This window comes from Enterococcus sp. (assembly GCF_032555305.1).
In the GTDB taxonomy this organism is placed as follows: Bacteria; Bacillota; Bacilli; order Lactobacillales; family Enterococcaceae; genus Enterococcus_A.
The window spans coordinates 178,176-202,711 of sequence record NZ_JAWGOQ010000003.1; the positions used below are offsets into that span (position 1 = coordinate 178,176).

General features: G+C 41.7%; 26 protein-coding genes and 2 riboswitches. Of the genes, 5 read left to right on the top strand and 21 right to left on the bottom strand.

Going from position 1 to position 24,536, the window contains the following annotated elements:
- Positions 1 to 4: 4 nt before the first annotated feature.
- The 13 genes from cobK to E6139_RS03905 are packed head-to-tail and all read right to left on the bottom strand — an operon-like array spanning position 5 to position 10,977.
- Positions 5 to 745, bottom strand: a complete 741-nt coding sequence (cobK, locus tag E6139_RS03845; RefSeq protein ID WP_316401740.1) for a precorrin-6A reductase — start codon at positions 743 to 745, stop codon at positions 5 to 7.
- Complete coding sequence (gene cobJ, locus E6139_RS03850) at positions 742 to 1,467, bottom strand: precorrin-3B C(17)-methyltransferase (protein ID WP_316401741.1); 726 nt, start codon at positions 1,465 to 1,467, stop codon at positions 742 to 744. The genes cobK and cobJ overlap by 4 nt, the downstream gene beginning before the upstream one ends.
- Positions 1,452 to 2,504 (bottom strand): cobalt-precorrin 5A hydrolase, encoded by a 1,053-nt coding sequence (locus E6139_RS03855; RefSeq protein ID WP_316401742.1) that lies wholly within the window; start codon positions 2,502 to 2,504, stop codon positions 1,452 to 1,454. Before E6139_RS03855 ends, cobJ begins: the two co-directional genes overlap by 16 nt.
- Entirely contained in the window at positions 2,497 to 3,264 is a 768-nt protein-coding gene (locus E6139_RS03860) for a cobalt-precorrin-4 methyltransferase (RefSeq protein WP_316401743.1), read from the bottom strand. Before E6139_RS03860 ends, E6139_RS03855 begins: the two co-directional genes overlap by 8 nt.
- A 4-nt stretch (positions 3,265 to 3,268) precedes the next feature.
- Complete coding sequence (locus E6139_RS03865) at positions 3,269 to 3,823, bottom strand: decarboxylating cobalt-precorrin-6B (C(15))-methyltransferase (RefSeq protein WP_316401744.1); 555 nt, start codon at positions 3,821 to 3,823, stop codon at positions 3,269 to 3,271.
- Positions 3,813 to 4,430, bottom strand: coding sequence for a cobalt-precorrin-7 (C(5))-methyltransferase (locus E6139_RS03870; protein ID WP_316401745.1), 618 nt, complete (start codon positions 4,428 to 4,430; stop codon positions 3,813 to 3,815). Before E6139_RS03870 ends, E6139_RS03865 begins: the two co-directional genes overlap by 11 nt.
- Positions 4,421 to 5,542, bottom strand: coding sequence for a cobalt-precorrin-5B (C(1))-methyltransferase CbiD (gene cbiD, locus E6139_RS03875; protein ID WP_316401746.1), 1,122 nt, complete (start codon positions 5,540 to 5,542; stop codon positions 4,421 to 4,423). The genes E6139_RS03870 and cbiD overlap by 10 nt, the downstream gene beginning before the upstream one ends.
- On the bottom strand, positions 5,542 to 6,192 hold the full coding sequence (locus tag E6139_RS03880; RefSeq protein WP_316401747.1) for a cobalt-precorrin-8 methylmutase: 651 nt from the start codon (positions 6,190 to 6,192) through the stop codon (positions 5,542 to 5,544). The genes cbiD and E6139_RS03880 overlap by 1 nt, the downstream gene beginning before the upstream one ends.
- A gap of 16 nt (positions 6,193 to 6,208) precedes the next feature.
- Positions 6,209 to 7,162, bottom strand: a complete 954-nt coding sequence (gene cbiB, locus E6139_RS03885; RefSeq protein WP_316401748.1) for an adenosylcobinamide-phosphate synthase CbiB — start codon at positions 7,160 to 7,162, stop codon at positions 6,209 to 6,211.
- A complete protein-coding gene (locus E6139_RS03890) occupies positions 7,159 to 8,514 on the bottom strand; it encodes a cobyrinate a,c-diamide synthase (RefSeq protein WP_316401749.1) in 1,356 nt (451 codons plus the stop codon). Before E6139_RS03890 ends, cbiB begins: the two co-directional genes overlap by 4 nt.
- A complete protein-coding gene (locus tag E6139_RS03895; RefSeq protein ID WP_316401750.1) occupies positions 8,405 to 9,394 on the bottom strand; it encodes a hypothetical protein in 990 nt (329 codons plus the stop codon). The genes E6139_RS03890 and E6139_RS03895 overlap by 110 nt, the downstream gene beginning before the upstream one ends.
- Positions 9,385 to 10,455, bottom strand: coding sequence for a threonine-phosphate decarboxylase CobD (gene cobD, locus E6139_RS03900; protein ID WP_316401751.1), 1,071 nt, complete (start codon positions 10,453 to 10,455; stop codon positions 9,385 to 9,387). The genes E6139_RS03895 and cobD overlap by 10 nt, the downstream gene beginning before the upstream one ends.
- Positions 10,456 to 10,476: 21 nt before the next feature.
- On the bottom strand, positions 10,477 to 10,977 hold the full coding sequence (locus E6139_RS03905; protein WP_316401752.1) for an ECF transporter S component: 501 nt from the start codon (positions 10,975 to 10,977) through the stop codon (positions 10,477 to 10,479).
- 114 nt (positions 10,978 to 11,091) lie between these two features.
- A riboswitch (cobalamin riboswitch) is annotated at positions 11,092 to 11,264 on the bottom strand.
- 589 nt (positions 11,265 to 11,853) lie between these two features.
- Here E6139_RS03905 and E6139_RS03910 point away from each other — a divergent pair.
- Together E6139_RS03910 and E6139_RS03915 are read left to right on the top strand one after the other, a co-directional pair.
- Positions 11,854 to 13,365, top strand: coding sequence for an amino acid permease (locus tag E6139_RS03910; RefSeq protein WP_316401753.1), 1,512 nt, complete (start codon positions 11,854 to 11,856; stop codon positions 13,363 to 13,365).
- Positions 13,366 to 13,391: 26 nt separating this feature from the next.
- Positions 13,392 to 13,844 carry a bifunctional precorrin-2 dehydrogenase/sirohydrochlorin ferrochelatase gene (locus E6139_RS03915; protein ID WP_316401754.1) on the top strand — a complete coding sequence of 151 codons (453 nt, stop codon included), beginning with the start codon at positions 13,392 to 13,394 and terminating at the stop codon, positions 13,842 to 13,844.
- 18 nt (positions 13,845 to 13,862) lie between these two features.
- Here E6139_RS03915 and E6139_RS03920 read toward each other — a convergent pair whose 3' ends face one another.
- From E6139_RS03920 to E6139_RS03940, 5 genes are all read right to left on the bottom strand, one after another.
- Entirely contained in the window at positions 13,863 to 14,435 is a 573-nt protein-coding gene (locus tag E6139_RS03920; protein ID WP_316401755.1) for a helix-turn-helix domain-containing protein, read from the bottom strand.
- A gap of 10 nt (positions 14,436 to 14,445) precedes the next feature.
- Complete coding sequence (gene ilvN / locus E6139_RS03925) at positions 14,446 to 14,946, bottom strand: acetolactate synthase small subunit (RefSeq protein ID WP_316401756.1); 501 nt, start codon at positions 14,944 to 14,946, stop codon at positions 14,446 to 14,448.
- Positions 14,933 to 16,618: a biosynthetic-type acetolactate synthase large subunit gene (gene ilvB / locus E6139_RS03930; protein WP_316401757.1), complete on the bottom strand. Its 1,686-nt coding sequence runs from the start codon at positions 16,616 to 16,618 to the stop codon at positions 14,933 to 14,935. Before ilvB ends, ilvN begins: the two co-directional genes overlap by 14 nt.
- Before the next feature lie 114 nt (positions 16,619 to 16,732).
- On the bottom strand, positions 16,733 to 17,389 hold the full coding sequence (gene tenA, locus E6139_RS03935; protein WP_316401758.1) for a thiaminase II: 657 nt from the start codon (positions 17,387 to 17,389) through the stop codon (positions 16,733 to 16,735).
- A gap of 156 nt (positions 17,390 to 17,545) precedes the next feature.
- Positions 17,546 to 17,637, bottom strand: a riboswitch (TPP riboswitch).
- 62 nt (positions 17,638 to 17,699) lie between these two features.
- Positions 17,700 to 18,608 carry a DUF2268 domain-containing protein gene (locus tag E6139_RS03940; protein WP_316401759.1) on the bottom strand — a complete coding sequence of 303 codons (909 nt, stop codon included), beginning with the start codon at positions 18,606 to 18,608 and terminating at the stop codon, positions 17,700 to 17,702.
- A 131-nt stretch (positions 18,609 to 18,739) separates the two neighbouring features.
- Here E6139_RS03940 and E6139_RS03945 point away from each other — a divergent pair, with 131 nt between their 5' ends.
- Both E6139_RS03945 and E6139_RS03950 read left to right on the top strand, forming a co-directional pair.
- Entirely contained in the window at positions 18,740 to 19,468 is a 729-nt protein-coding gene (locus E6139_RS03945) for a DUF2087 domain-containing protein (protein WP_316401760.1), read from the top strand.
- A 24-nt stretch (positions 19,469 to 19,492) separates the two neighbouring features.
- Positions 19,493 to 19,930 carry a VOC family protein gene (locus tag E6139_RS03950; protein WP_316401761.1) on the top strand — a complete coding sequence of 146 codons (438 nt, stop codon included), beginning with the start codon at positions 19,493 to 19,495 and terminating at the stop codon, positions 19,928 to 19,930.
- Between the two features lie 30 nt (positions 19,931 to 19,960).
- Here the strand turns inward: E6139_RS03950 and E6139_RS03955 are convergent, their stop codons facing one another.
- The 3 genes from E6139_RS03955 to E6139_RS03965 all read right to left on the bottom strand — a co-directional run bounded on the left by E6139_RS03955 (position 19,961) and on the right by E6139_RS03965 (position 23,879).
- On the bottom strand, positions 19,961 to 20,827 hold the full coding sequence (locus tag E6139_RS03955; RefSeq protein WP_316401763.1) for an arginase family protein: 867 nt from the start codon (positions 20,825 to 20,827) through the stop codon (positions 19,961 to 19,963).
- Between the two features lie 307 nt (positions 20,828 to 21,134).
- Positions 21,135 to 21,410 carry a hypothetical protein gene (locus E6139_RS03960; RefSeq protein WP_316401764.1) on the bottom strand — a complete coding sequence of 92 codons (276 nt, stop codon included), beginning with the start codon at positions 21,408 to 21,410 and terminating at the stop codon, positions 21,135 to 21,137.
- A 198-nt stretch (positions 21,411 to 21,608) separates the two neighbouring features.
- Positions 21,609 to 23,879, bottom strand: a complete 2,271-nt coding sequence (locus tag E6139_RS03965) for an excinuclease ABC subunit UvrA (protein WP_316401765.1) — start codon at positions 23,877 to 23,879, stop codon at positions 21,609 to 21,611.
- A gap of 205 nt (positions 23,880 to 24,084) precedes the next feature.
- Here E6139_RS03965 and E6139_RS03970 point away from each other — a divergent pair, with 205 nt between their 5' ends.
- Positions 24,085 to 24,531, top strand: a complete 447-nt coding sequence (locus E6139_RS03970; protein WP_316401766.1) for a hypothetical protein — start codon at positions 24,085 to 24,087, stop codon at positions 24,529 to 24,531.
- Positions 24,532 to 24,536: the final 5 nt, after the last annotated feature.

Here is a 24,536-nt window from a genome sequence, read left to right on the forward strand (position 1 = left end):
TTCATTACCCCTTTACTTGATCAATAAGTTCTTTAATAGAAGAAAACTTATTTGGATAGTTTATTTGTTCCCGTGTCAACACAATGCAAGGAACAGCCAGTTCGTTACAGGCTTCGACCTTTTCTAAGAAGCCGCCTGCTTGACCGCTTTCTTTGGTGATCATCACGCCCGCTTGATTGTGGATCAACAGCTCACGATTCAACGCTTTCGAAAAAGGCCCCTTGATGGCTTCGATTTGGTCCGTACTTAGTCCCTGTTTTTCAATCGACGTTACTACTTCCACTGTCGGCAATACTCTAACGATAATTCGCTCTTTTGGCAGATAGCGAAGGAATTCCTGTAATGTTTTACTTCCAGTTGTTAAATAGATTTTGCCTGAATATTCCAAAGCCTTCTCACAAGCTGCTTTTACTGAATCCACGGTCAGCATGTCTTCAGAAATCAATGACGGCCGTTCAAAACGATAATATTTTCTTCCTATCTGAGCGCACGCTAACATCGCATTCTTCGACACTTCGACCGCGTAAGGATGGGTGGCATCAATCATTTCTGTAATTTGGTACTTCTCAATGAAATCAATCATCTCTGCCGTCGTTAAGCGGCCTTTAATGACCTGCTTTGCCATCGCCGCGGCTAAGCTTTCGCCATAATCTGAAACAACAGATAAATAGAAATCTTGATGGCCTTTATTTAATTCTTCCGCTATTTTCAGACTGTCAGAGGTACCGCCAAGCAACAGGATCATAATTGATACCCTCGCGGAGTGATCATTCGATTGTTAGAGATATAGGTTTCCTTATTTCCTACTAAAACGACTGTCGTCATGTCTACCAGCGTTTCATCCAAATCAGCGATTGTCGTCAGAACAGCTTGTTCTTTTTTCCGCCCGACATCTTTAGCCAAACCAACGATCGTATCCGTTGATTTATATTGTTGAATAATTGCTAATGCTTTGGCTAAATGATTGGGGCGACCTTTACTGCGAGGATTATATAAGCAAATAACAAAATCCGCACTAGCAGCTGCGTGCAGCCGTTTTTCAATCATTTCCCATGGCGTCATCAGATCACTTAAGCTAATATGACAAAAATCATTCATTAACGGTGCTCCTAATAGTGCGGCACCAGCAATGCTGGCTGTAATTCCGGGAATAACTTTAACCGGAATCTCTTCGTCCATTTGACTGGTCAGCTCTAAAATCAAGCCAGCCATTCCATAGACCCCTGCATCTCCACTAGAAATAACCGCAACATCTTGACCAGTTTTCGCCAGTTCAATCGCCTTTTTACAGCGATCAATTTCCTGTTTCATCCCTGTACTGACGATTTCCTTTTCGCCGACTAATTCTTTGATCAAGCGAACATAAGTCGTATAGCCCACGATTACTTCGACTTTTTTGATCACTTCGAGGGCTTCAAGCGACATTTTTTCTTTTTCACCAGGTCCTAATCCTACAACATACAACATGTGCCGTCTTCATCCTTTCCCAATGCAAAGGTGACTCCTTTATTCGCATAGCGCTCTGTCACTACTTGTCCATTACTTGCTAAATCAGCCGCCGCCAAACTAACACTGCCTACACCCGTTACTTCTCTGACAAAGGCTGACTGCGGATATTTTTCTGAAACAGTTGCTAATTCTGCAGATGAATAGGTTTCAAAAGGAACTTCCAACCAATCTGCTAATTGTTTTATACCTTTTTCTGTCTTTTTTAAATCAATACTGGTAATTTTCTGGATACCGCGATGATGGATATCGACTGATTGACAGAAATTAAGATATTCTTCCTTGATAATCGAAAAATCAATCCCTTTTTTTGCTCCGATACCTAAGACATAGCGCCTTGGGACGATCTGAATCACTTTATTAGTGTTCAACTTTTCATTTTTATTCGAAATCAGCAGGACTGCATCATAAGGATCAAATGAATCATTTTCTTGGAGCACATTAAGCCCCCGAAGATCTTTCACCCACTCCTCCCGCTGAATCAATCCGACCTTTTGATGCTCTGCTAAAAGACGATTTATTCTTTTGGTCGTCTCTTTAAAATCGGCATACCAAGCGTTTAGTTCTTTGCTCAGCAGATCAAGCGCTGTTACATTTTGCACATCCGTGGCAGTCGTGATCACCGGACAGCTGTTTAATTTTGCAGCGATTTCCAGTGTCAATTGATTTGCGCCGCCAATATGCCCTGATAAAAGGCTGATCGTATGCCGGCCTTTTTCGTCAATGACAATAATCGCTGGATCATTCCGCTTATCCTCCAACACCTCGGCAATGCTGCGAACTACGATCCCGGTCGCCATGATGCAAATGAGTGCGTCATATTCCTTAAACAATGCTTGAATGCCGGTTTTGAATTTCCCGGTAGGAAAAAGCAGCAATCCTTCTTCCACTTGATCCTCCGATACAAAAATCGGCACCTCTGGATCCCAATTGTCTCGCAGTTCTTTCGCCAATTTGATCCCAGCTGTAGTCAAAGCCAAAATTGCCGATCTAGTCATCGCTCTTCACATCGCGATATTCATGCTTAAAATTGGCATCATATAATTTGGAATAATAGAACTCGTCTCCTAAAAATTCCCCCACCATGATCAAAGCGGTTTTCCTAATATCGGCTTCTTCAATTTGCTCGGCGATTTTTTCTAAAGTACTGACGATTTTCTTTTCTTCCGGCCAAGTAGCTTTGTAGACAACCGCAACCGGTGTCGTTGGTTGATAACCGCCTGTCAATAATTCTTCAGCCACTTGCTTAATCCCTTGAACAGAGAGAAAAATCACCATCGAAGTTTGATGTTGAGCAAAAGAACGCAAGCTTTCTTTTTCCGGTACTGGTGTCCTGCCAGCCGTGCGAGTAATGATCACACTTTGGGAAACCTCTGGAACTGTGTATTCCACACCTAAACTAGAGGCTGCCCCCAAAAAAGAACTGACTCCTGGGGTACAAGTAAATTCGATGTCGCGTTTTTTTAGCTCTTCGATTTGCTCGCGAATGGAACCATAGATGGAAAAATCACCTGTCTGCAGGCGGATGACCTCTTTGCCGACTTGAACGCCCCGCTCCATCTCGTCAATGATTTCGGTTAGATCCATTGATGCACTATTGAAAATCTTACAATCTTCCCTGCAATAATTTAACAATTCAGGATTCACAAGTGAACCTGCATAAATCACGACATCGGCTGATTTCAACAGCTGATATCCCTTAAATGTAATCAATTCCGGATCACCCGGTCCTGCACCAACAAAATGTACCTTCGCCATACGCTTACTCCTCTTTTCTCGTCTCAATAATAATCACTGGGTTTTGCGGCTTAAAATAATGCCCTTGTCCTAATTTGGTAAAATGGCTGGCCTGCAGTTGAATTGCTTGAAAGGAATGCTGATTGTTCTCCAGCCAATCGATTGCCTCAAAGGCGTTTTCTAATAAGATGAAATTTAGTACTAAGCGACCGCCGACCTTTAACTGTTCAAAGCTCCAAGACAATATCTCGGTCATATTCCCGCCTGTGCCGCCAACAAAGATCGCATCAAACTTATCCTCAATTTCAATTGGCGCTTTTCCCAGAATACTTCGGATATTTTCCACCTGAAATTTTGCTTGGTTTTGCTTCAGTACATCCAATGCGGTTTGATTTGAATCGATCGTTGTAACATTCAGCTGCGGGTATAGGTGAGCCGCTTCGATTGCAATGCTTCCTGTCCCAGTCCCAATATCCAAAAATTTCTCCGCATCGCTTAGTTGCAGCTTTGCTAGACTGACGGTTCGAACCTCTTCCTTCGTCATGGGAACCGCACCGCGAATAAAACAATCATCCTTCATTGATTATCACCACCGCATTCATTTGATAGTCTTCATCGGGAACCTCATCAGCTTTGCAGCATCTGATTTTCTCATCAGAATAGCTGAGTTTTTCTCCAATATAAAACGTTGGGTTCTTCCCTCGTTGAACTGCTTCCTGCGCTAATTGATAAGGCCCGATCGCCTTGTCTGTTACCATACCGACCTTTGGCAATTGAAAAATCAACGAATAATCCGGCACTTTGCCATGACTGCTGGTAATGTAGCAATCCTCCATCGGAAGCTTCAATTGATTGAATAAATAATGCAGTGAACTGATACCTGGAAGAATATTTAGTTCTGCTGCTGGGAAACGCTGGATGAGCCATTTTCCAATGCCGTATGTTAGTGGATCCCCTGAAGCTAAAAGAACGATCTGGTCCTCTTTACAATTTGCTAAAAGCTCCTCCAAATCATCTAACTTACGTGGAAGCCGCTGGCAATTTTGTTTTTTATTTATCGGAACGATTTCTAGCTGCCGCTCACTGCCGATAATCAAATCCGCCGCTTCGAGGGCTTCTTGTACGCCATCAAACAAATACTCTGGCGTTCCTCCTGGTCCGATACCAACGACTGTGATCATCGCCATTCCTCCTTCAACAACGCCAACGGTAGGGATGAAGCTAAGTAACCTCTTTGGGAAGAAAAGAGTACCACTTCGATCCTTGGCTCATGTTTTCGGTATTTTAATAAATCCTCCGAGCGTTTCTTTACTTTATCAGCGATGACTTGATAGACCGCTTCATACCCCGTGTCGGCAATAATTTCTCCAGCCGCCTCAGTCGTTAAGCATTTTTGGATTTCTTTCAATTGCGCGACAGGCATACCCAGCAAAGCAAGATTTGCGATCAAAATTTCGGTACGAGCATCGGCGTCTTTGCTATGAGTAGAAAAGATGCCCGCCGAGACCTTGATCAGCTTGCCTAAATGCCCAACCATCAAGACTTTTTCGAATTCCAAGCGCTGGACCTCTTTTAAAACATAGCCGACAAAATTACTCATAGAAACAATCCTGTCACTGCTTAATTTCAACGTATTCAAGACAAAGTCTTCGCCGTAGTTTCCAGGACACAGGATCACCGAACGATGCCCTTGGCTCTTCTTCATCTCCAGCTCTAAGGAGATCGACTGCTTCCAGCCTTCCTCAGACATCGGTGTGACGATACCAGTTGTACCCAAAATCGAGATGCCCCCCAGAATACCTAAGCGTCGATTCATCGTTTGATTCGCAATAGCTTCTCCTTCTGGTGCAAAAACGGTGATTTCCGCTCCTTGCTTGGGCCCAATGATTTTACGAACTGATTCTTCGATCATTTTTCGCGGCACCGGATTAATCGCCGCCTCTCCGACAGGAATCTGTAATCCGACTTCGGTGACTCGGCCAATTCCGCTTCCGCCATCAATGATAATTTGATGGCCAGAAGTCTTAACTACTTTTACCCCAATCATCATGCCGTCCGTAGCATCAACATCATCGCCGCCATCCTTCACAACGAAGGCCTGACAGCCATCCTCGGTTGCTTCAAGCCCAGCGATCGGGATCAATAAATTTTCCTTACTAGGCAGTTCGATTTGAATTTCCTCGAAAGCTTCTTCATCGAACAAGAAAGCCGTTGCGGCAGTCGCTGCAGCAGTCGCGCAAGAGCCGGTCGTATACCCCTTACGTAATTTCTTGCCGTTATAGAAAACAAACTCTTCCATCAGTTTTCCCTTTCCACCAGCTGATACAGCATTGCATTGATGATCGCAGCCGCTACGTTGCTTCCGCCCTTGCGTCCTCTGGCTACGATCGCCGGAACGTCACTCTCAAACAATGCCTCTTTTGATTCAGCTGCTCCAACAAAACCAACAGGAGCACCAATGACAGCAGCAGCTTCCAGCTCTCCCCGTTCAATCAGCTCCAACAATTTAAAAATCGCTGTCGGTGCATTTCCAATGACAAAAAGCTTTGGACCAGCAATCGTTGCCGCGCGCTCGATCCCCACCATTGAGCGGGTCATCCCTTTGATCTTCGCTTGTTCGGCGACTTCAGGATCAGCGATATAACATTCATAACGTATGCCCAGCTTGTCTAGAACGCGTTTATTGATACCGCTGAGAGCCATCGTCGTATCTGTAAAAATCGTTCCGCTTCCTGCCAAGAAAAATTTCTCAAGCTCCACGATCACGTCATTCGAAAAGACCAGATTTTTCAAATAATCGAAATCGGCACTCGTATGGATGACACGCTTAATGATCTGCTCTTCCGTTGGACTGGAATAAACAAAATTCGGAAAATCTTGGTCGATAATTCCTTGGATAATCTTGAAGCTTTCTGTTTCAATCATTTGAGGATTTCTTATATAGTCCACTTGTCTGCCCCTTCTCTTAAAAATAATAATTGATAATAATTGCTTTGATACTGAATACGATCAAACTAAGAACCGCCGTCGCATACAACAATGCATTCGCCGTCAAAATATCTTGCGGCTTGGCCGTACGAAGAGAAACACCAATCGTTGGTTTATAAATCTCAACGCCATGATAGAGATGTGTTCCGCCAAGTTGAATTCCTAACGCGCCGGCTACGACTGCTTCAGGGTAACCGCTATTAGGACTTTTATGATTCCGACAATCCGTTTTCCCAACCTTCCAAGCATTCGCTGTATTTAGCCGTAATACCTTCGACGCTGCTAATAAATAGAGCCATGTCAAGCGAGCCGGAATAAAATTCCAAAGGTCATCCATTTTTGCAGAAAACCAGCCGATTGCCCGATATTTTGGTGTCACATAGCCCACCATCGAATCCAGTGTATTGACTGCCTTGTACATCATTGCTAACGTAGGACCGCCAAGAAATAGACATAGCAGCGGAGCAATCACACCATCACTCGTGTTCTCAGCCACTGTTTCGATGGTTGCTTTCGTAATTTCCTCTTTTGATAACTCATTGGTATCTCTTCCAACAATCATTCCTACTTGCTTACGAGCATTATCCAAACTATCGTGCATCAGCTTCTGATAAACTTTTCGTCCCTCCAGCGCTAAGCTTTTCGTCGCCAGTGTAGTGTATGCCAAATAGACGTAACAGAATGTTCCAAGAAAAGGATGGATTAGAAAACCAATTCGTAAAATTCCGTAAGTTGCAAGTCCCGACCCGCATACCGTGATGAGCCATAAGATGACACCCCAACGATATTTTTCCTGATCATTTTTCGTTTGTGTGAATCGTTCCTGAAACCATGCGATAAAGTTTCCGATCACCTTGATCGGATGGGGCCAGCTATAAGGATCGCCGATCAATAAATCCAAAATAAATGCGGTGATAATCCAATGAATCATAGGCCCGTCCTCACTTGCTCCAACATATTCAACAAAAAGTCCGCACTTTGATAAAAATGGAGATGCATATAACTGGCAAATGTATTCTTCAGCTGGTAACCTCCTGTCCAGCGTTTCACTACTTCTCCGTCACGTTTTTTAGTCATTTCTAAAACAGTCGGTTCGTGACTAGTAAAAATCGAATGATGAAATTCATGTCCAACCACTGTCGTTCCTTTTTTTCCGATTAATGTATCCCGCTCCAGTTTTCCGTAGCAGTAGCCGAATTTTCGCAGGCCCGAAGTCATTTCACTAACTCCAGCAAAAATTCCCACCATAGGATAATAGTGCTCACCACTGTTGAAACCCGAACCTAAATACATCAGTCCGCCGCACTCGGCTAATATGAATGCTCCCTGCTCATGCTTTTTTTTAATGCTCTGACGCATCTCTTGATTTTCAGAAAGCTCCTGAGCAAATTCTTCTGGATAACCGCCACCAAAATAGTACAGGTCCGCTGCAGGAAGTTGATTATCCTTCATTGGACTAAAAGCAATCAGCTCTACGCCATAAGCTGTCAATAACTCAAGATTGTCTTGATAATAAAAATGGAACGCTTCATCTAAGGCGTAGGCCACCTTAATCCCAGAGAATTGCGGATAATTTGGCGATGAGTAAGATACCTTTTCGTTCGGAAGTTTCTCAAAAAGCCCGTTAAGATCAAAGGTGCGATCCAAAGACTCTGCGACTTGTTGAATCTTCTCTGTGGCATCGCTGATTTCTCGGTCAGGTACCAGCCCTAATTGTCTGGAAGGCAACTCTACACCCTTTTCTCGTTTCAAATAACCAAAAACTGGAACATTCGTATAGGTTTCCACAGCTTTTTTAATCAGCTGATAATGGGTTTCAGAAGCAACCTTATTGATGATCACTCCGCAAATCACTAAGTCAGGATCAAATTCGGCAAAACCTTTTACGACAGCTGCTACCGATGTTGAAGCTGATTGTCCGTTGACTACCAGCAGGACTGGACAATTTAACTGCTTAGCGACTCCAGCACTAGAACAAAAATCTTTGTCCACACCTAATCCATCAAAAAGCCCCATTACTCCTTCAATCACACAAATATCGGCGTGCTGAGCTTCCTTTTCGAATAGCAGTTGTAAACGGGTACTATCTTGAACTAAAAACATATCTAAATTGCGAGAAGGTTTGCCTGTAATTCGCGTATGATATTCGGTATCGACATAATCTGGACCAACCTTATAAGGCTGGATTTGAAAGCCTCGATTTTGCAAAAGCTTCATTAATCCAAGTGTGATCGTCGTTTTTCCTGAGCCGCTGGAGACGGCTGCGATCATCAGCTTCTTCATTCTTTCCCCTCGCTTCTATCAGTTGTACGCCTTCATAACAGCTTTCATGAACCTTCACTTTTGAATACCAGCGAGACAGTTCAGAACGCTGAATCACAGCTAATGTTGCAGGAATTTCTGCTAACGTCTCAATCATTATCCCGACTACTGAACCGCTGTGAGCAACATTAATCCCCAGCCATTGATGACATTGCTGAAGTTTTAGTAGCTCTACAAAATAAGGCTTGGGTAAAATCTCCTGATTTAGTACAGCACTTTGCATGGCCGCTTCACCCAGTTTTTGCAGTGACTTATCTTTGACCGCTTGTTGGTAATGCCGAAACACTTCTGCAAAACGTTCTCGCTGTTGATAAAATAGGCGATCATTTTCCACTGAATGAAAAACATCTGTTGCTAATGTTTCTTCTGGCTCCAAAACGATCACATAAAAATGGGGTGCCCACCCGCTGCTCTCTCTAACTGAACCATTCTTTTGTTCAAATAAAGTGAGCGTTGGAAAAAGGATGCTGTCTGTTCGCTCAATGGCTAAGCAAATATCGACTATTTCATCCCTGGAAAGCTGTTTTCCATAATAACCAGCGACAGCTTGACAAGTCGCAGCAATATCCGCAGTACTGCTGGCCATTCCTTTAGCCACAGGTAAATCCGAATCAATCTCAAGCAAAAAATTATCAGCTTCTCTGCTTGAAACTTCTAAATATGTCAATGTTTGTCTTAAAGCCTCTTCAACTTTTGGTTTGGACGCTTCAGGATTTTTTTCAGAACTGATTGTCACCCGTGAAAAACGATTGATCCCATAACTAACTAATTTTTGCGAATCTCCGAACCAGCCTTGAATAAGTTCCCCGCATGAACCGGGACAGGAAGCAGTCACTCGCATAATATCGCCTCCAATGCTTGGAGTAATGCCTGATTATCTTCTCTTGACTTAACCGCTATCCGATAATATTTCTGGGTCAGGCCTTTAAAGCTGTTGCAGTTTCGAATCAGAATATTTTTTCTGATCATTTTTTCTTGCAGACAGCCAGAGCCAAGATAGCGAAAGAAAAGAAAATTCGTCTGGCTGGGAAATAGCTCCAGCTCTTTATAAGCAGATAAGCCCTTTTCCAAAAAATCCCGTTCTTGGGCAGTGTACTGCTGACTATCCTTAATAAATTGTCCTTCTTTCAATGCCTGTTGCCCCGCAAGATCGGCAAACGTATTAATGTGCCAGGGCACCGTTTTCTCTTCAATATCAGCTAGGATCGCTCGATTACTTGTAAGCAAGTAACCCAAGCGCAAGCCGGGGATTGCAAACATTTTCGTCATTGATCGAAAAATGAACAAGTTCGAATAATCTTTAAGTGAAGAAACAAAAGAATTTTCTTCTCTTGTAAAATCGACGAAAGCTTCATCTACAATTAAAACAATTTCGTTCTCTCGACAAAATATTAATAATTTGTCCAATTCAGTCTGCTTCAGTAATTGACCCGTTGGATTATTAGGATTGCAAAGACAAATACCTGTTGCTTGCTGCTTTATTGCTGACTGTATCAATTCTGAAATTGACCACTGAAAATCTCGCTGCTCTAAATTGAAATAGCAAAATTCTGTTTGCTGCTGGCTAAATGACGCCTCATATTCCATGAATGTCGGTGCCAGCAAAAGCAGCTTGTCTACCTTGAATGTTCTTCCCAGCATAAAGATTGCTTCAGCGGCACCGTTGGCCGGGTAAACAAATTCTTCTGGAAGCTCGTGAAAAGCAGCAATTGATTGGATTAACGAACGATATCGAATATCCGGATAATGAACTAGCTCCTCGATACCTTTAGTAAGGACCCTCTTGACCCCCTCAGGAATACCCAACGGATTGATATTTGCACTAAAATCTATCAAACGGTCCTTGTCCATTTGATAGATTTCACTGATTTCTTGAATGTTGCCACCATGCTTAACTGCCATAACTACGACTCCGCTTCTAGATTATTTTAGAAATATCGCTTCTTTATATTTCTGAGGAATTCCTAAAATCACCATTTCAGACAATCCCAAATTCACGACGGTTGCGAGGGTCAACGGTACGAAAAGCATAAATACGACTGGTCCCATCAAAGGATAAAGCAGAAGCAAATCTAATGGTACATTGATCACATAACCTACAAGCATCGAGACCACTGATGCCACTATTTTGTTCTTTTGCAGTTTTCTACGGGTCCAGCTATAGAAGAACATACAAGCCGCCATCAAAACTGCAATGATCAAGTGGATCGGTAAAGTATTAGGGAAGCCGGATAGCAGAGCCGAGATCATGTGTCCGAAAAAACCTAAGAATGCGCCTGCGGCCGGTCCCAAAATAATTGCTCCAATAAATGCGGGAAAAGAATCCAATGCGATCGAACCTAAAATTTTGATGTTTGCACCAATCACACATAGCGCTAGCAAGAGTGCCAATGTTGCCAATTTCTTTGTTGAATACTTCATCATAAATTCCCTCCTTAAAAAATAAAACGCGACGAGTCCAGTAAAGATGGTCTCGCCGCGTTTTTTTATTTGTCTAAACACACCAAATAAGTAGCCAGCAAAATAATCTTCCCAATCCAATTATTTAAATATCTGAGCAAGGTATCCTGACTTTGCATCAACTTACTTTCTCGCCTTCCCGAAAAGTGGCTTCTGAGAGTTCATCCGCATATACAGTAGAAAGGGGCTGTTGAGGATTTTCACCTCATTCCCTTGTTCAGTTATTAATTATTCAGTTTCCATTATTATAGCAAACGTTTCCAGTCAATCTTGACGTTTTTCTAAAAATCAGCCACATTGTGCTAATTTTATAAAAGAGAGAGCAATATTTTACTATACTGAAAACCAGAAACAAAATCGATTGAAAAAGCTAAAGAAATTAGTCATATGTGCAACCCGATCTCAAAAACAAGCAACTGGAGACTTTTCCATCTCAATTAGATGCAAATGATTTTTAATAGAAAGCCCCTATACTCAATTCAGTTAGGGGTGAGTTGTCATAAAGATAGCTAGACAGCTAGACATCTAACTTCACTACTTACAGTAAAAAAAATTTTCCAATCCATTCTCTTGATCAACTTCAACAATAGTGCCCTCATTTTTTTATCCTACTCCCCTATATTCAATCGGCATATTTCAGCCAAATTTTGTTATTTCGTATTAAAAAAAGCAAGATATTGCTATTATCCTTTTCACGATCTCATAATCATTGATTTATCAGTCATCTCGATCTTCTGTAGCAATCCTATTTTACTAAATCAATTCTTTTTGATTTATATTTCATCTTGTCTTTTGTTTTGAAAGAAAATAAGATGGAGAAAAGACCTTCAGGAGCAGACGATGACTAAAAAGAATTCTTCACAAAATTTGATCTTAATCATTACCACCACCGTGTATTCATTTTCTAGTATGATCTCAGCGTTTTTCATGCTTGGAAGTCAATCACTTATTTGGTTTTTCATCAGTGCTCTGTTCTATTTTATTCCTTATGCGCTGATCGTTGCCCAATATACCAAAAAATACGCCCATCGTTCAGGAGCGATCTATGATTGGTTAAAGGAATCACTCTCGCCTAAAGCCGCCTTCACTACCGTCTTTTTATGGTACAGCAGCTACTTCATTTGGATGATCAGCCTATTCATGAAGATTTTGATTCCGATCTCCATCCTGATCTTTGGACGGGATATCACTGCGACCATCAATTGGTTTGGAATTCCTCCACAGATTTGGTTGGCGTTATTCTCTATCCTGGCAGTTATTTTTATCACTTGGATGAACAAACGCGGCTTCCAAGTCATTTTTAGATTTTTGCACATTAGCGGCTATGCGATGGTGGGATTGTTGATACTTTCTCTTGCTGGTAATTTGATTTTGATTTTTAGGAATCCCGGGCAGGTAATGTCAAATATCAATCATAGCCTTACGGTACAGAGCTTTTTCCAAAGTTCCTCCAGTCGTTTATTATCGCAATTGCCATTTTTCATATTTTCTATCACTGCATTTGGCGGATTGGATACGATTGCCAGTCTCGCTGACAAAACCAAAAAAAGCCGCAGCAGATTCCCGCGGGCAGTGATTATCAGTTCGTTTATCGTGTTATTATTATATGTCAGCGGCATCGTCATTTGGAGCTGTGCAAACAACATTGAAGGCCTGCGGAACTCCACTTCATTGCATCTTGGAAATCTTATGTACGGTGTAATGGAACAATTGGCAAAAACATTAGCAGTCAGCTTCAATCTCTCTGCTGGTTCAACTCATTTATTAACGCAGATTTTTATCCGTTACACAGCGCTGACAATGGGCTTGGCTTACCTAAGTCTGCTTAGCTCGATAAGCTACGGACCATTAAAAAGTTTGATCAAGAGTACTCCGAAAATATTTTGGCCGAAGTTTTCCGCCTTGAATAAGAATCAAATGCCGGAGAATGCGCTTTGGATCCAAGCCTTGCTTATTTCATTGTTTATTGGCCTGCTTTCATTTAGCAATACCTTCTTGTCTGAGTTATTTAATCAATTGACTTACATGACAAATGTTTCGCGAGCGATCCCTTACTTTATCGTAGCCGCCAGCTTCCCTTTCTCTTTAAGAAAGCGGATCATCCAGAAGGAATCGTTAATTATCAAAAGTAATTCCTTAAACTATCTTTTTTCCATAAGTGTCTGTGTTTGTATTTTTGCCGCAATCGCCTTTCAAATTTATGAACCGTTGAAATTAGGAAATTACCTTAATTTCTCAACCTTACTGTTAGGACCGGCATTCTTTGGTGTGCTATCTCACTTTATCTATTTTCGCTTTGAACAGAAGAAAGCCTTAACGAATCTTTCTAAACAGAACAGCGACAATCCCTAAAATCATTTACTAAGGAGCGAAGGCTTATGTACCCCATCTTAATCGATATCAAGCAGTTTTCGATCTTAGTGGTCGGCGGCGGAAAAATAGCCACGCGAAAGGTTTGCGGGCTGATGGAAGCAGGTGCGAAACCGATAGTTATCGCACCAAAATTCTCAGAAACACTAATCAACGCCAAAGAAAATGGCTTAGTGATATTGCGGGAACGATCTTTTCAATATGGTGATACGAACGGTTTTCAGGTAATTTTTATTTGCACGAATAACGCCGCAGTCAATCGAGCCATCTTGAACGAAACAACGCCGCGCCAGCTTGTGAATGATACAACGAACCAAAGCAACAGCAATTTTTTCAATATGGCTTTAATCAAGGAAAAAGATTTTGGCATTGCATTGACTACTGGTGGAGAAAATCCAAAGAAAACAAGGTTATTGAAAGAAAAGATTCGTGGTCTTTTAAAAGGAATCTCTTTAGATTAAAAAGCACTCGAGCCTTTTTTATTTCAACCCGTGGATGAAGCGTTCCGTCGAATGAGATATAAAGTTTGCTGCTTCTCGTTCATATTGTTCACTACTGGAATAGGCATGCAGAAAAGCAAAGCCGATCATACTGGAGAAAATAACCTCCGCTGATTCTTTAGGATCACGGATTTCAATCTCTTTTTTTTCCACCATTTCGATGAAATAACCCCCCAACAATTCAATGAAGGCAGCCGGAATTTTTCTCACATATGGCATCGTTTCTTCGTATATTTCTTGCGCGCGGAGCCCTAGGGAAAAGCGAACCATTTCCGGTGTTACTTGTTTCAGATATTCCTCCATTATCAGTCGCAAATCCTTGGCCAAATCCCACTGAAAACGATTAATAATGTTTTTGTTCACAGAAGGAACCCAATCAGCCTCTCTTAACGTCGCCAGCAGCAATTCCTTCTTGCTGCCGAATTGCCGAAACAGCGTCGCCTCATTCACCTGCGCTTCTTTTGCGATATCCTTCGTTGTCATATCACTGTAGCCTTTTTCAACGATTAATTTTCTAGTTGCTGCCATGATATTCGTACGGGTATTTTTCATACAAGTATTTTTACTCCTTCGTAAGACCTGCGATCGCCACACTCCCTCCCCGAATCACTTCGATTTCTTTAGTGATGTACTGCCGGAGCTGATCAATTAATTGATCATTCTGCAGCTCGCTGTTTACACTTTCCAGCAGCAGCTTTTCTTCTGAGCGATCAATAATTGAAAATGCGAATCTTTGCTTTAGCGCAACAATTTCATTTTCTGAGTTTTCATGACAAGGAAGCTTAATATACATCACTTCTTTCGCATGAATCGGGATATTGGTATAATCAATGACTTGGATCACTTCGATCATATTACTTAACTGATGCTTAACCTGCTCAAATGTACGGTCATCACTAAACAGACTGATCGTCATTCGTGAAATATCTTTCGATTCTGTTTCACCAACAGTCAAGCTATTTAAATTATACAATTTCCCTGAAAATAATCCAGAGACTCTCGCCAGTACGCCAATCTCATTTTCTACAAATACACTTAGCCATTTCTGTTCAGTTCTTTTCATAAACAATCATTTCCTTTAAGCTTTGACCCGGAGCAACGATCGGCATGACTTTTTGTTCTGTCTCCAGCATGAACTCTAGTACAAAGGTTTCATTTTGGTTCTTCTTTGCTAGCATGAAGGCACCATCAATTTCCTCTTCACTCGTGATTCTCAGCCCGTCTGCTCCATAGCTGTGAGCTAATGCGATGAAGTCTGGCACGTATGGGCGGTCCTTCTCTTTCAGTATCGTGTAGGAATAACGTTTTTCATAAAACATCTCCTGCCACTGACGGACATTCCCCAAACTTCCGTTATTAAAAATACAGATGATGATCGGAATCTTCTCCTGCATAACCGTAGCAAGCTCCTGAAGATTCATTTGAAACCCGCCATCGCCAGTGATCGTTAAAACAACCTTCTCAGGATTTCCCAATTTTGCCCCAATCGATGCTGGGAAGCCAAAGCCCATTGTTCCTAATCCGCCTGAAGTCAATAATTGTCGATCTTTCGTCACCTCAAGAAATTGAGTCGTCCAAAGCTGGTTTTGCCCGACATCTGTAACCACGATCGCGTTGGAAAAATGCTCATTGATTTTTTTGATGATCGTCTCTGGTGTCAATCCCGCTTCACTCATGTGAACAGGCAAAGCATCGTTCATTTTTTTGATCTCTTGGAACCACTCTCTGCGGTCTGATGTATGGAGCAAACGAGTGATTCTTGGCAGAGTATCCTTGATATTTCCAACTAATCTGACCAAGGAATCAACATTTTTATCAATGATTGCTGGATCAATGTCCAAGTGAATCAATTTTGTTGTAGGACAAAAACTTGCGGCCTTTCCAGTTACACGATCATTTAGCCGAGTCCCCAAAGCAAACAACACATCACTATTCGTCATCGCTTGATTTGCTGCATAGCTGCCATGGATTCCGACATTACCAATATAATTTGGATGATCGCTGGGCAAAGCTCCCTTGCCCATGATCGTAGTGACTACTGGCACATTGTATTTTTTTATAAATGCTAATAATTCTTTATGAGCCCTTCCACGATGAGCCCCGCCACCAATCAGCAAAACAGGCTTCTGAGCGCTGTTCAACATTTCAGCCACTGCTTCCAATTTTTCAATAGGAATAACTTGAATTTTTTTACCGCCGCGGATTTCAACTTCTTCTGGATAGTCGCCAGACCCAAGCTCTTGTTGAATATTTTTGGGAATATCCACCACTACCACTCCCGGTTTGCCTGACTGGGCAATCACAAAAGCTTTCTTCAAAATCGTTCCTAATTCTTCTCGTTTCTTGATGGTTACTGCGTACTTTGCAATTGACCGACAGATTCCTACCATGTCTACTTCTTGAAAAGCGTCCTTTCCAATCAGTTGTGTTGAAACCTGACCTGTAATACAAACTAGTGGAGATGAATCATACCCGGCTGTAGCGATACCCGTGACTAAATTAGTCGCACCCGGTCCGCTGGTCACCATACAAACGCCGACCTTTCCAGTCGAGCGAGCATAACCATCTGCCGCGTGGATCAACCCTTGTTCATGTCGCGGCAATACTACACGAAACTCTGTTCTCTGATAGAGGGCATCAAACAAATCAATCGCCTGCCCGCCCGGATAAGCAAAACAAACGTCAACCTGCTCTTTGATTAATGCCTTAACAACCAACTCAGCTCCCGAAATCATTTTACACGCCTCCTATTAATGCAAGTGTTGACTTGCATTTTACATTTGCATGTGCCTGTTGTCAATCGTTTTCAACATAAAAAGACCGTTCATTTTCGAACGATCTTCTTATAACTACCATTTTTCTAAATTCACTGCCATTTCCCAAAAGGCATATTCCATTTTGCTGCTGATCACGAATGCCTCGATCATCTGTTGCTGCTCTTCTTTTGAACTCTCTTCATACAAACGATCTAAGAGTGCGCGTTCCTTCTTTATTCCTTCGGCTGCTGCTTCACCCGCATAGGTCTCGATCCAACGCTGATACAACGGATGGGGCGATCCCGCCTCAATCAAGCGAACTCCGATTTCTTGATAGAGCCAAGCACAAGGCAGCATTCCTGCAAAAGCGCTATTTGGTGTACCGTCGATTAGTTGACGATACATATGGGAAACATAGTGATAAGCCGTGGGTGCAATTGCTGTTTCTAGGATTTCTTTATCGCCGATTGCTAATTCTGAAAAGAATTCCTCACGAATCGCCAGTTCGCCTAGCTTAAGGTTCTCCGCATTTTCTCTCAATTGAGCTTGGACCGCTTGATCCTCTGTTTGTTCGGCGATAAGACTGTACAGTTTACTGAAATGTTCAAGATAATAGCGATCTTGTAACAAGTAATAACGAAAAATCTCGGGTGCTAGCTTTCCAGCTGCCAGCGATTGAACGAAGGGATGCTCGAAACTTCCATCCCAATAGCGTGCTGCTTCTTTTCTTGCTAGTTCTGTAAATGTCATTAAATTGCTCCTTTTTTTTAAATATAATCCAACCAACAACAAAATTTCTTAACACAACATAAAAACCTCCTTTATTCTCTTTAGAATGAAAAGGAGGCTCTAACGTTAAAAAACACGCATAAGAAAACCCGACCACAAAAAGCGGTCGGGTGCACATTTCTTTACGTCACACATTCCCTGCGCCAGTCCTAACTGTTTCAGGTTCAATGGGTATAATCTCAGCTTAAAAAGCACCCCTAGTGTCATTCAATTAGTGAAAGTATAGCATACCTATTTTAGAAAAACGACTGGTATTTTAAGTCTTCACTACTTAATCAAAAATTTTAGACTCGTTTACGATCGTTTCGCTAGGAGTCAAAGTCGCTTCGGCGATTGTTTTACCAGTATTTTTTAGATAGTCTTTTACAAGGTGATAACCAATCGTATAACCGGCGTTTCTTGAAAGGCCGACAGGTTGATAGCCCTGTTCTCGTGCGACTTCATCACCATACATATACGCGGAAACTTGATCAAAGCCGCGTGCTTCTCGACCATCTTTCATCACCGCGATTGTGTACTCCAGCTCTTCATCGTCATAGTCCTGTACCCACGGTCCCCGCTGCTCGATTCCGTAAAGCTCCTCAGCGAAAACTTCCGCCAACCCTTCAATAACTAAATAGTCCTCAACACTAATATCCCCATGATTGAAAGGCTCATAAGTAAAACGGACATTATGGTTAAATTCATGAGCCAAAGCCGACTTTAATCGCGTACGATTGAACTCATTTGGCACAACGATCAACAGGATATAACCTGGTATCCCGCCAAATCCACTATAGCCCTCACTCGCCATCAAGACACTATTTTCTGGATCGCCCAATAAAATATTTACGATGAATTCATCGACGGGAATCTCATAGCCGATCTCACTAAAATATTGAGCGCTCTTTCTTAACACTTGGCGACATTCTGAGAATATCTCGGTTTTCTTCAGCGATGCTACATTTGATTCAATCAGACTCGTATTTTTGCGCGGTGTCCAAATACCTAACATCTCTGAAGCCATCACTACATCATATCCTCCTGGAGTTTTTGGAGTAAGCGGTGCATTCAGATACTGCCACATTTCTTCGAGCGGCTGCATTATTTCGTAACGAAAAGCATTTTCGTCTACCTGTTCTTGCAAGCACCGTTCATAAAAAGACAGTGAATCGATGATTGTCACTTTAAAATCATTCATGATAAATCCCTCCTTAATTCTTATCATAAGGGTTGCCGTTGCGTGAAGGTCAAGAATACTATTCAAATGTCATGCAATCATATTTGCAAACATTTTTTAAATATGTTAGCATATTTACAGGAGGAGATATTATGAAGAGTGAATTGACGATTGAAGAAATCAAAAAAGGATATTCAAAAAAAGGAGAATTTCTTTTTCAATGTTTGTATTGCGATCAAACCTTTGATGATCGTTTTGTCTATCCAATCAGTGAATCAAACAGCCAATTAGCCCGAGCTGAAGGTGCGATGATTTATCATTTGAAGCACGAACATGATGGTCCTTTCGACGCCTTGGTAAATCTTGACAAAAATCAAACGGGGTTAAGTGAAACACAAAAAAACTTTTTGACTTTATTTTCTAAAGGATTCGATGATCAAGAAATTGCTGATCAGCTGAACATTACGACTTCAGCGGTAAGAAATCATCGCTTCAAATTTAAGGAAAAGAAACGCCAAGCGAAAATGCTTCTGGCCTTACTGGAATCAATTGATGAAAAGGAGCACATTGATTTTACTGCGAACTCCTTGATTGATTCAGATGAACGCTTTGTCTCCACTAAAACTGAGCGAGAAAAAGTCTTCAGTGTTTTTCTCGATGAGAATGGTAAGGCGACTCAAATACCAACAAAGGAGAAAAAGCGGATCATTTTGATTCAAAAGCTGGCAGAAAAATTTGTGACAGAAAAGCAATATACTGAAAAGGAAATTAATGAGATCATTTCTGAGATGTTCGACGACTATGTCACGATCAGACGCTATCTTATTGAATATGGAATTTTAGGTCGAACCGTTGATGGCACGACCTATTGGAAAATATAACTATTTTGGAACGGAGGTTTAACCATGGTATTACCAATGAAGGTTGATCATTTGCAAGTCACAGTGAAGGATATTGATTTGGTCGAAGATTTTTATGATGGATTTATGGAAGCTCTAGGGTTTGATTTAAGTAAAAAAATCAAAGTTTATTTGGAAGAGCTGGATATGAACGTCATCGAATACCTCGATAGCTCCTATGATTTTGGTATCTGCTCCGCTCTGAGTGAATACGAAAATGAGACCGTTCATCGCAGAAAACCTGGAGCTGTTCATCACATTGCCTTTCGAGCAGCTTCTAGAAGTGAAGTCGATCGAATCTATCAAACGGTTCTCACACTCGGGGCTGAGATTTTAGATGAACCGCAGATTTTTCCACAGCATGGACCAAATTACTATGCCCTCTTCTTTAATGATCCGGATGGAATTAAATATGAGATCGTTAATAACGATGATCATGAATAGAAAAAGTCAGCGCTCAAGCACTGACTTTTTCTATTCCCTAAATATTTCCACTTCCGCCAACGCCTTCCGTAAATTGATCGCATCCCACGGCAAATGCTCACCAATGCTAAAGCCTACGATCTCGACTTTCTTGGAAACATCCTGAATGATGCGCGTAATTTGTTCCAATGTCATGGTTCCAACTGGTGCAGGAAATTGATCGATATCTAGGTAAGGCTTTCCTGGATTGATCGAACGAAAGGCTTGGGGCGACAGAACATCCAAATCAAAATGAATTACTAAATGCTTGAACTGGTTTTGACTGACCCAATCAATCACAGGTTGGCTATCTTTTGCCAATTTCTCAGGTGTGAGATAATTCATTTTCAGATCATTGACTTGATGATCACAGGGGCGTAGCTCTTCATATTTCAGACCTGCCAACATGACCTGCTCCACATCAAATGGATGCTGAACTTTTTCAGCGAACTGCGGAGCACCATATCCTAAAAGATTTCCCAACACATGCATGTGCCCTTTTGGACCGTCGTTGATCGTCGACATATCCGAATGAGCATCTAGCCACAATATTCCCAGTGAATCAGGATATTTTCCATGCAAATAATCGAAAGGCGCTTGAGATATGGAGCAATCTCCACCTAAAGTAATGACTTTCTCTGGTGATTTTTCCTCTAAGATTTTTGCGGCTTCTGCCAATTGTTTTAGCAGACTGCTCTCACCGATCACACCATTTTCAAGCAATAGCTCTTGTTCGAGATTCTTATCGACAGTGACCCGAATCGTTTGTGCCGTGCTGCTTTGCGGCACGATGTGGCTCAACAATTCAGAACCAAAAACATAATTTGGATTATTTCCTCCCTGCCATTGGGAAAATACCAATCTGAGGGTTTTGCTCATAAAACGTTCCTCCTTTATTTTTGAATGGAACAGAACTGGCTACACTAATTATCATCTTCAGTATACTAGCCTTCATCTGCTGGAAGCAATTACAAAAAAGAATCAGGATTAGCAATCTAGTCCTAATTCTTCGTGTACATATAAAGACATTTCGTCGTTCTCATCGATCAACCCATAGAAATATTCAAGATGTTCATCTTTTCTACCGTTAACGAAGGCTTCTTGTTAGTCCATACATTTTTGGATGGCAAGAAGCCAGATATCTGCGATGAATTCATCACACATCTTTTGATGAATGATGCTTAGATTAAAAGTATTCACTGACATATTCTTCCACCTCCAGTCTTTCTTGCTCTGACCGGAAAACTATGACTAACCCTTTAGAATCTGCCGATAGTACCATATCAATACCCTTGATCTCACTGCCCTGACCCAAGGCATGATAATATAACTGGTCCACACTCCAGCCCTTTGCTGCAAGCGTCACCATTTCTAAACATAATTTATCCACTTTCGCTTCAACTTCAGGCGTTGCATACACCATCATGGGTGCATAGCAACAGATGTTTTTTAGCCGATCCATCACAATCATCCCCTTTTAAGTATAACAAAAAAAGACACTGTGAAACGTTAAAACTACTCCAACAACTTTTAAAAAATAAAAGAAAATTCAACGGGCTTACTCTCCGTTGAACTTCTGGCGTTTAAATAATAATTAATCTAGAATATTCTTTTAGTTAATATTTTCTGACGCTTTTAGATCATAAAATCTCCCGCTGTATCAGCAGGAGATCGAATTTCTTATCATTTCACTACTTTTCTTTAGATATTCACCAGTGATCGTACCGCTCTCAAGTAGATCCTCAGGCACACCGCTGAAAACGACATTTCCACCTTTGACACCGCCATCGGGTCCGATGTCAATGACCCAATCAGCCTGTTTGATGATTTCGCTGTGGTGTTCAATGATAATCAAGGTGTTTCCTTTATCCACCATCCGTTGAAACAGCCCGTTCAACTTCTTGATATCTGATAGATGCAAACCGGTTGTCGGTTCATCTAAGACAAAAACAGATTCATTTTGTGTGATTGCTTTAGTCAATTTCAAACGTTGACGTTCACCGCCAGAAAGCGTCGCTAAGTTTCGTCCGATCGGTAAATAAGTCAGCCCTGTCTCGATCATCGCCTGTAATTTCTCGTTCATTTTTTTACTGCCGATCCCGTGATAGAAATCTTGTAATTCTTTTGGCGTCATGGCTAGCACATCTAAAATCGTGCAGCCCTTCAAACGATAACTCAACGCTTCATCAGAGAAACGATTTCCGCCGCAAGCTTCACATTCATTGACGATCGGATCCATGAAAACCAGTTCAACGGTCGTCTCTCCTTTTCCGTGGCAAACGGGGCAAGCACCTGTAGAGTTGAAGCTGAACATGCCGACAGGAACATTATTTGCTTTAGCGAAAGTCCGACGAATCTCGTCATAGATTCCTAGATAAGTTGCTGGGGTGGCGCGATTCGTTGCTTTGATCGGTGCTTGATTGATGATGGATATCTCGTTTGGAAATTGTTCCGGTAAAACCTTAGTGATCAGCGTCGATTTTCCTGAACCAGCGACACCGCTCACGACTGTCAGAACATGTTTTGGTATATCCACTGTCACATTTTTTAAGTTGTGCAGATTAGCCTCTTTGATCGTCATTTTTTCATGCCAACTGCGTGGTTGTGTGTTGATCGGCAGTATCTGACAAATTTCTTTTCCCGTTAGACTGTCTGATTGAAGCAGTGCTGGATAGTCTCCGCGGAAAATAATCTCTCCACCTTGTTTACCAGCTAGCGGTCCAATGTCGATCACTTCGTCGGCGATCGCGATCACATCTGGATCATGTTCGACAACAAATACTGTATTTTCTTTGTCGCGTAAATCTTGCAGGAGCCGATTGATTCGAGAAACATCCCGCGCATGCATCCCCGTACTTGGTTCGTCAAAAATGTAAAACATTCCATTTAGAGAACTGCCCATATATTTCACTAGTTTCACTCGCTGTGCCTCACCCCCTGACAGGGTCGGCGTCTGACGATCCAATTGCAGATAATCCAAGCCGATATCGATCAGCCGTATCACCTGTCGTTTGAGCTCACTGATAACCTCGTTCACTTCTGGAAAATGTAGATTATCTAAAAATTGATACAGATCGTTCATATCCATTCGAGCACAATCTGCGATCGAACAATCATTGATTTTCACCGATAATGTTTCCTTGTTCAATCGACGCCCTTCACAATCTGGGCACGGAGCTTCAAACAATAATTCTTTCAACTTTTCTTCGTACATTTTACTGTGACCAGATAGGTCGCGCTTCAAAATAATTCGTTCATAATTCCGGCAGATTCCTTCTAGCTTCGGATTGACGGGTGTCGTATCTTTTTCGGGATGCCCATAAACTAATTGATTCCATTGAGCCGTTGTGAGCTCCTTCAGCGGTTGATCGTTATCAAAAAAGTCCGCCGCAGCATACTGTTTCCAATACCAATTACCAACTGCATATCTAGTATCCATGACTGCACCTTGATTCCAAGATTTTTCCCGATCGATTAGTCTATCTAGGTTGATTTGATTCACGCGCCCTAGTCCGGAACACTTCTGACACATTCCTTGAGGATGATTGAAGGAAAACTGGCTAGCAGATCCGATGTGTGGTTGGCCAATTCGCGAATAGAGTAGACGTAGCAGAGAATATGTCTCGGTTATTGTTCCCACAGTTGAGCGTTGATTTCCGCCCAGTGGAGTCTGATCGATCACGATTGCCGGATTCAGATTTTCGATTCGTTCTGCTTTCGGTTTGAGGAACTTAGGCATCCGGTTCCGTACGAATGCAGAGTAGTTCGCATTCATTTGCCGCTGCGCTTCCGCCGCGATCGTGTCAAAGACCAAACTGGACTTTCCTGAACCTGACACTCCTGTAAATACAATCAGTTGATTCTTCTCGATCTCCAATGAGAGATGCTGCAAATTGTTTTGTGTGAGACCGATTAATCTTAATGGTTTCATCTGATTCCCCCCTTACCCATCTAGTCTAAAGTCTTCCGCAACTGGAGAGTCAAGGAGAGAATCAAATCTTTTACTTTAGAATGATTAAAGTCTTTTAATAGCTATATTTAGTATATCTCTTGCAAAATTAATTCTTAGGTTGGATGTACTGGTTGGTTATTCCTTCTATAATGAATTCAAACATTTTGTTAAAGAAAGGTATGTTATGAAAAACTATCGAATCAGCTTTTCAGTTCTTGGACTAGCAGCTGTCTGTTTAGTGATGCTTCCAAATCTAGTCTTTCTTTTTATCACACCGCCTATCAATCCTCTGAATCACAATGAGGCTGGTTTCTGGCTCTGGAATCTACTTGAAAACATTGGACGTTTTGGAATGATGATTTCACTTTGTATTATCGTAAATCGAAGGCCGATGCGTAAAAATTCGTTGCTAGATTTCAGTGCTTTGATTTCGTTAGTAATTTACTTTATGCTGTGGGGATTTTATTTTAGCAGGATTACTAACGGGATGATGCTAACTGGGATGGCTGTGTTTCCATCGATCTTTTTCCTTCTTGTTGCTTGGAAATTGCGAAATCCTTTGGCGTTTTCTTTTGCTACTCTGTTTGCATTAACTCATATCACGATTACAGCCAGTAACTTTTTACTTTGATATAC

Coding starts and splice junctions, on each gene's coding strand:
- E6139_RS03955 (WP_316401763.1), bottom strand. CDS start 20,827: ATGAGCAAAACCCTCAGATTGGTATTTTCCCAATGGCAGGGAGGAAAT.
- E6139_RS03915 (WP_316401754.1), top strand. CDS start 13,392: ATGTACCCCATCTTAATCGATATCAAGCAGTTTTCGATCTTAGTGGTC.
- tenA (WP_316401758.1), bottom strand. CDS start 17,389: ATGACATTTACAGAACTAGCAAGAAAAGAAGCAGCACGCTATTGGGAT.
- E6139_RS03920 (WP_316401755.1), bottom strand. CDS start 14,435: ATGAAAAATACCCGTACGAATATCATGGCAGCAACTAGAAAATTAATC.
- E6139_RS03860 (WP_316401743.1), bottom strand. CDS start 3,264: ATGGCGAAGGTACATTTTGTTGGTGCAGGACCGGGTGATCCGGAATTG.
- E6139_RS03855 (WP_316401742.1), bottom strand. CDS start 2,504: ATGACTAGATCGGCAATTTTGGCTTTGACTACAGCTGGGATCAAATTG.
- E6139_RS03950 (WP_316401761.1), top strand. CDS start 19,493: ATGGTATTACCAATGAAGGTTGATCATTTGCAAGTCACAGTGAAGGAT.
- E6139_RS03945 (WP_316401760.1), top strand. CDS start 18,740: ATGAAGAGTGAATTGACGATTGAAGAAATCAAAAAAGGATATTCAAAA.
- cbiD (WP_316401746.1), bottom strand. CDS start 5,542: ATGGAAGAGTTTGTTTTCTATAACGGCAAGAAATTACGTAAGGGGTAT.
- E6139_RS03890 (WP_316401749.1), bottom strand. CDS start 8,514: ATGAAGAAGCTGATGATCGCAGCCGTCTCCAGCGGCTCAGGAAAAACG.
- E6139_RS03970 (WP_316401766.1), top strand. CDS start 24,085: ATGAAAAACTATCGAATCAGCTTTTCAGTTCTTGGACTAGCAGCTGTC.
- E6139_RS03910 (WP_316401753.1), top strand. CDS start 11,854: ATGACTAAAAAGAATTCTTCACAAAATTTGATCTTAATCATTACCACC.
- E6139_RS03960 (WP_316401764.1), bottom strand. CDS start 21,410: ATGGATCGGCTAAAAAACATCTGTTGCTATGCACCCATGATGGTGTAT.
- E6139_RS03870 (WP_316401745.1), bottom strand. CDS start 4,430: ATGGCGATGATCACAGTCGTTGGTATCGGACCAGGAGGAACGCCAGAG.
- ilvN (WP_316401756.1), bottom strand. CDS start 14,946: ATGAAAAGAACTGAACAGAAATGGCTAAGTGTATTTGTAGAAAATGAG.
- cobD (WP_316401751.1), bottom strand. CDS start 10,455: ATGGCAGTTAAGCATGGTGGCAACATTCAAGAAATCAGTGAAATCTAT.
- cbiB (WP_316401748.1), bottom strand. CDS start 7,162: ATGATTCATTGGATTATCACCGCATTTATTTTGGATTTATTGATCGGC.
- ilvB (WP_316401757.1), bottom strand. CDS start 16,618: ATGATTTCGGGAGCTGAGTTGGTTGTTAAGGCATTAATCAAAGAGCAG.
- cobJ (WP_316401741.1), bottom strand. CDS start 1,467: ATGTTGTATGTTGTAGGATTAGGACCTGGTGAAAAAGAAAAAATGTCG.
- E6139_RS03965 (WP_316401765.1), bottom strand. CDS start 23,879: ATGAAACCATTAAGATTAATCGGTCTCACACAAAACAATTTGCAGCAT.
- E6139_RS03905 (WP_316401752.1), bottom strand. CDS start 10,977: ATGATGAAGTATTCAACAAAGAAATTGGCAACATTGGCACTCTTGCTA.
- E6139_RS03865 (WP_316401744.1), bottom strand. CDS start 3,823: ATGAAGGATGATTGTTTTATTCGCGGTGCGGTTCCCATGACGAAGGAA.
- E6139_RS03940 (WP_316401759.1), bottom strand. CDS start 18,608: ATGAATGATTTTAAAGTGACAATCATCGATTCACTGTCTTTTTATGAA.
- E6139_RS03895 (WP_316401750.1), bottom strand. CDS start 9,394: ATGCGAGTGACTGCTTCCTGTCCCGGTTCATGCGGGGAACTTATTCAA.
- cobK (WP_316401740.1), bottom strand. CDS start 745: ATGATCCTGTTGCTTGGCGGTACCTCTGACAGTCTGAAAATAGCGGAA.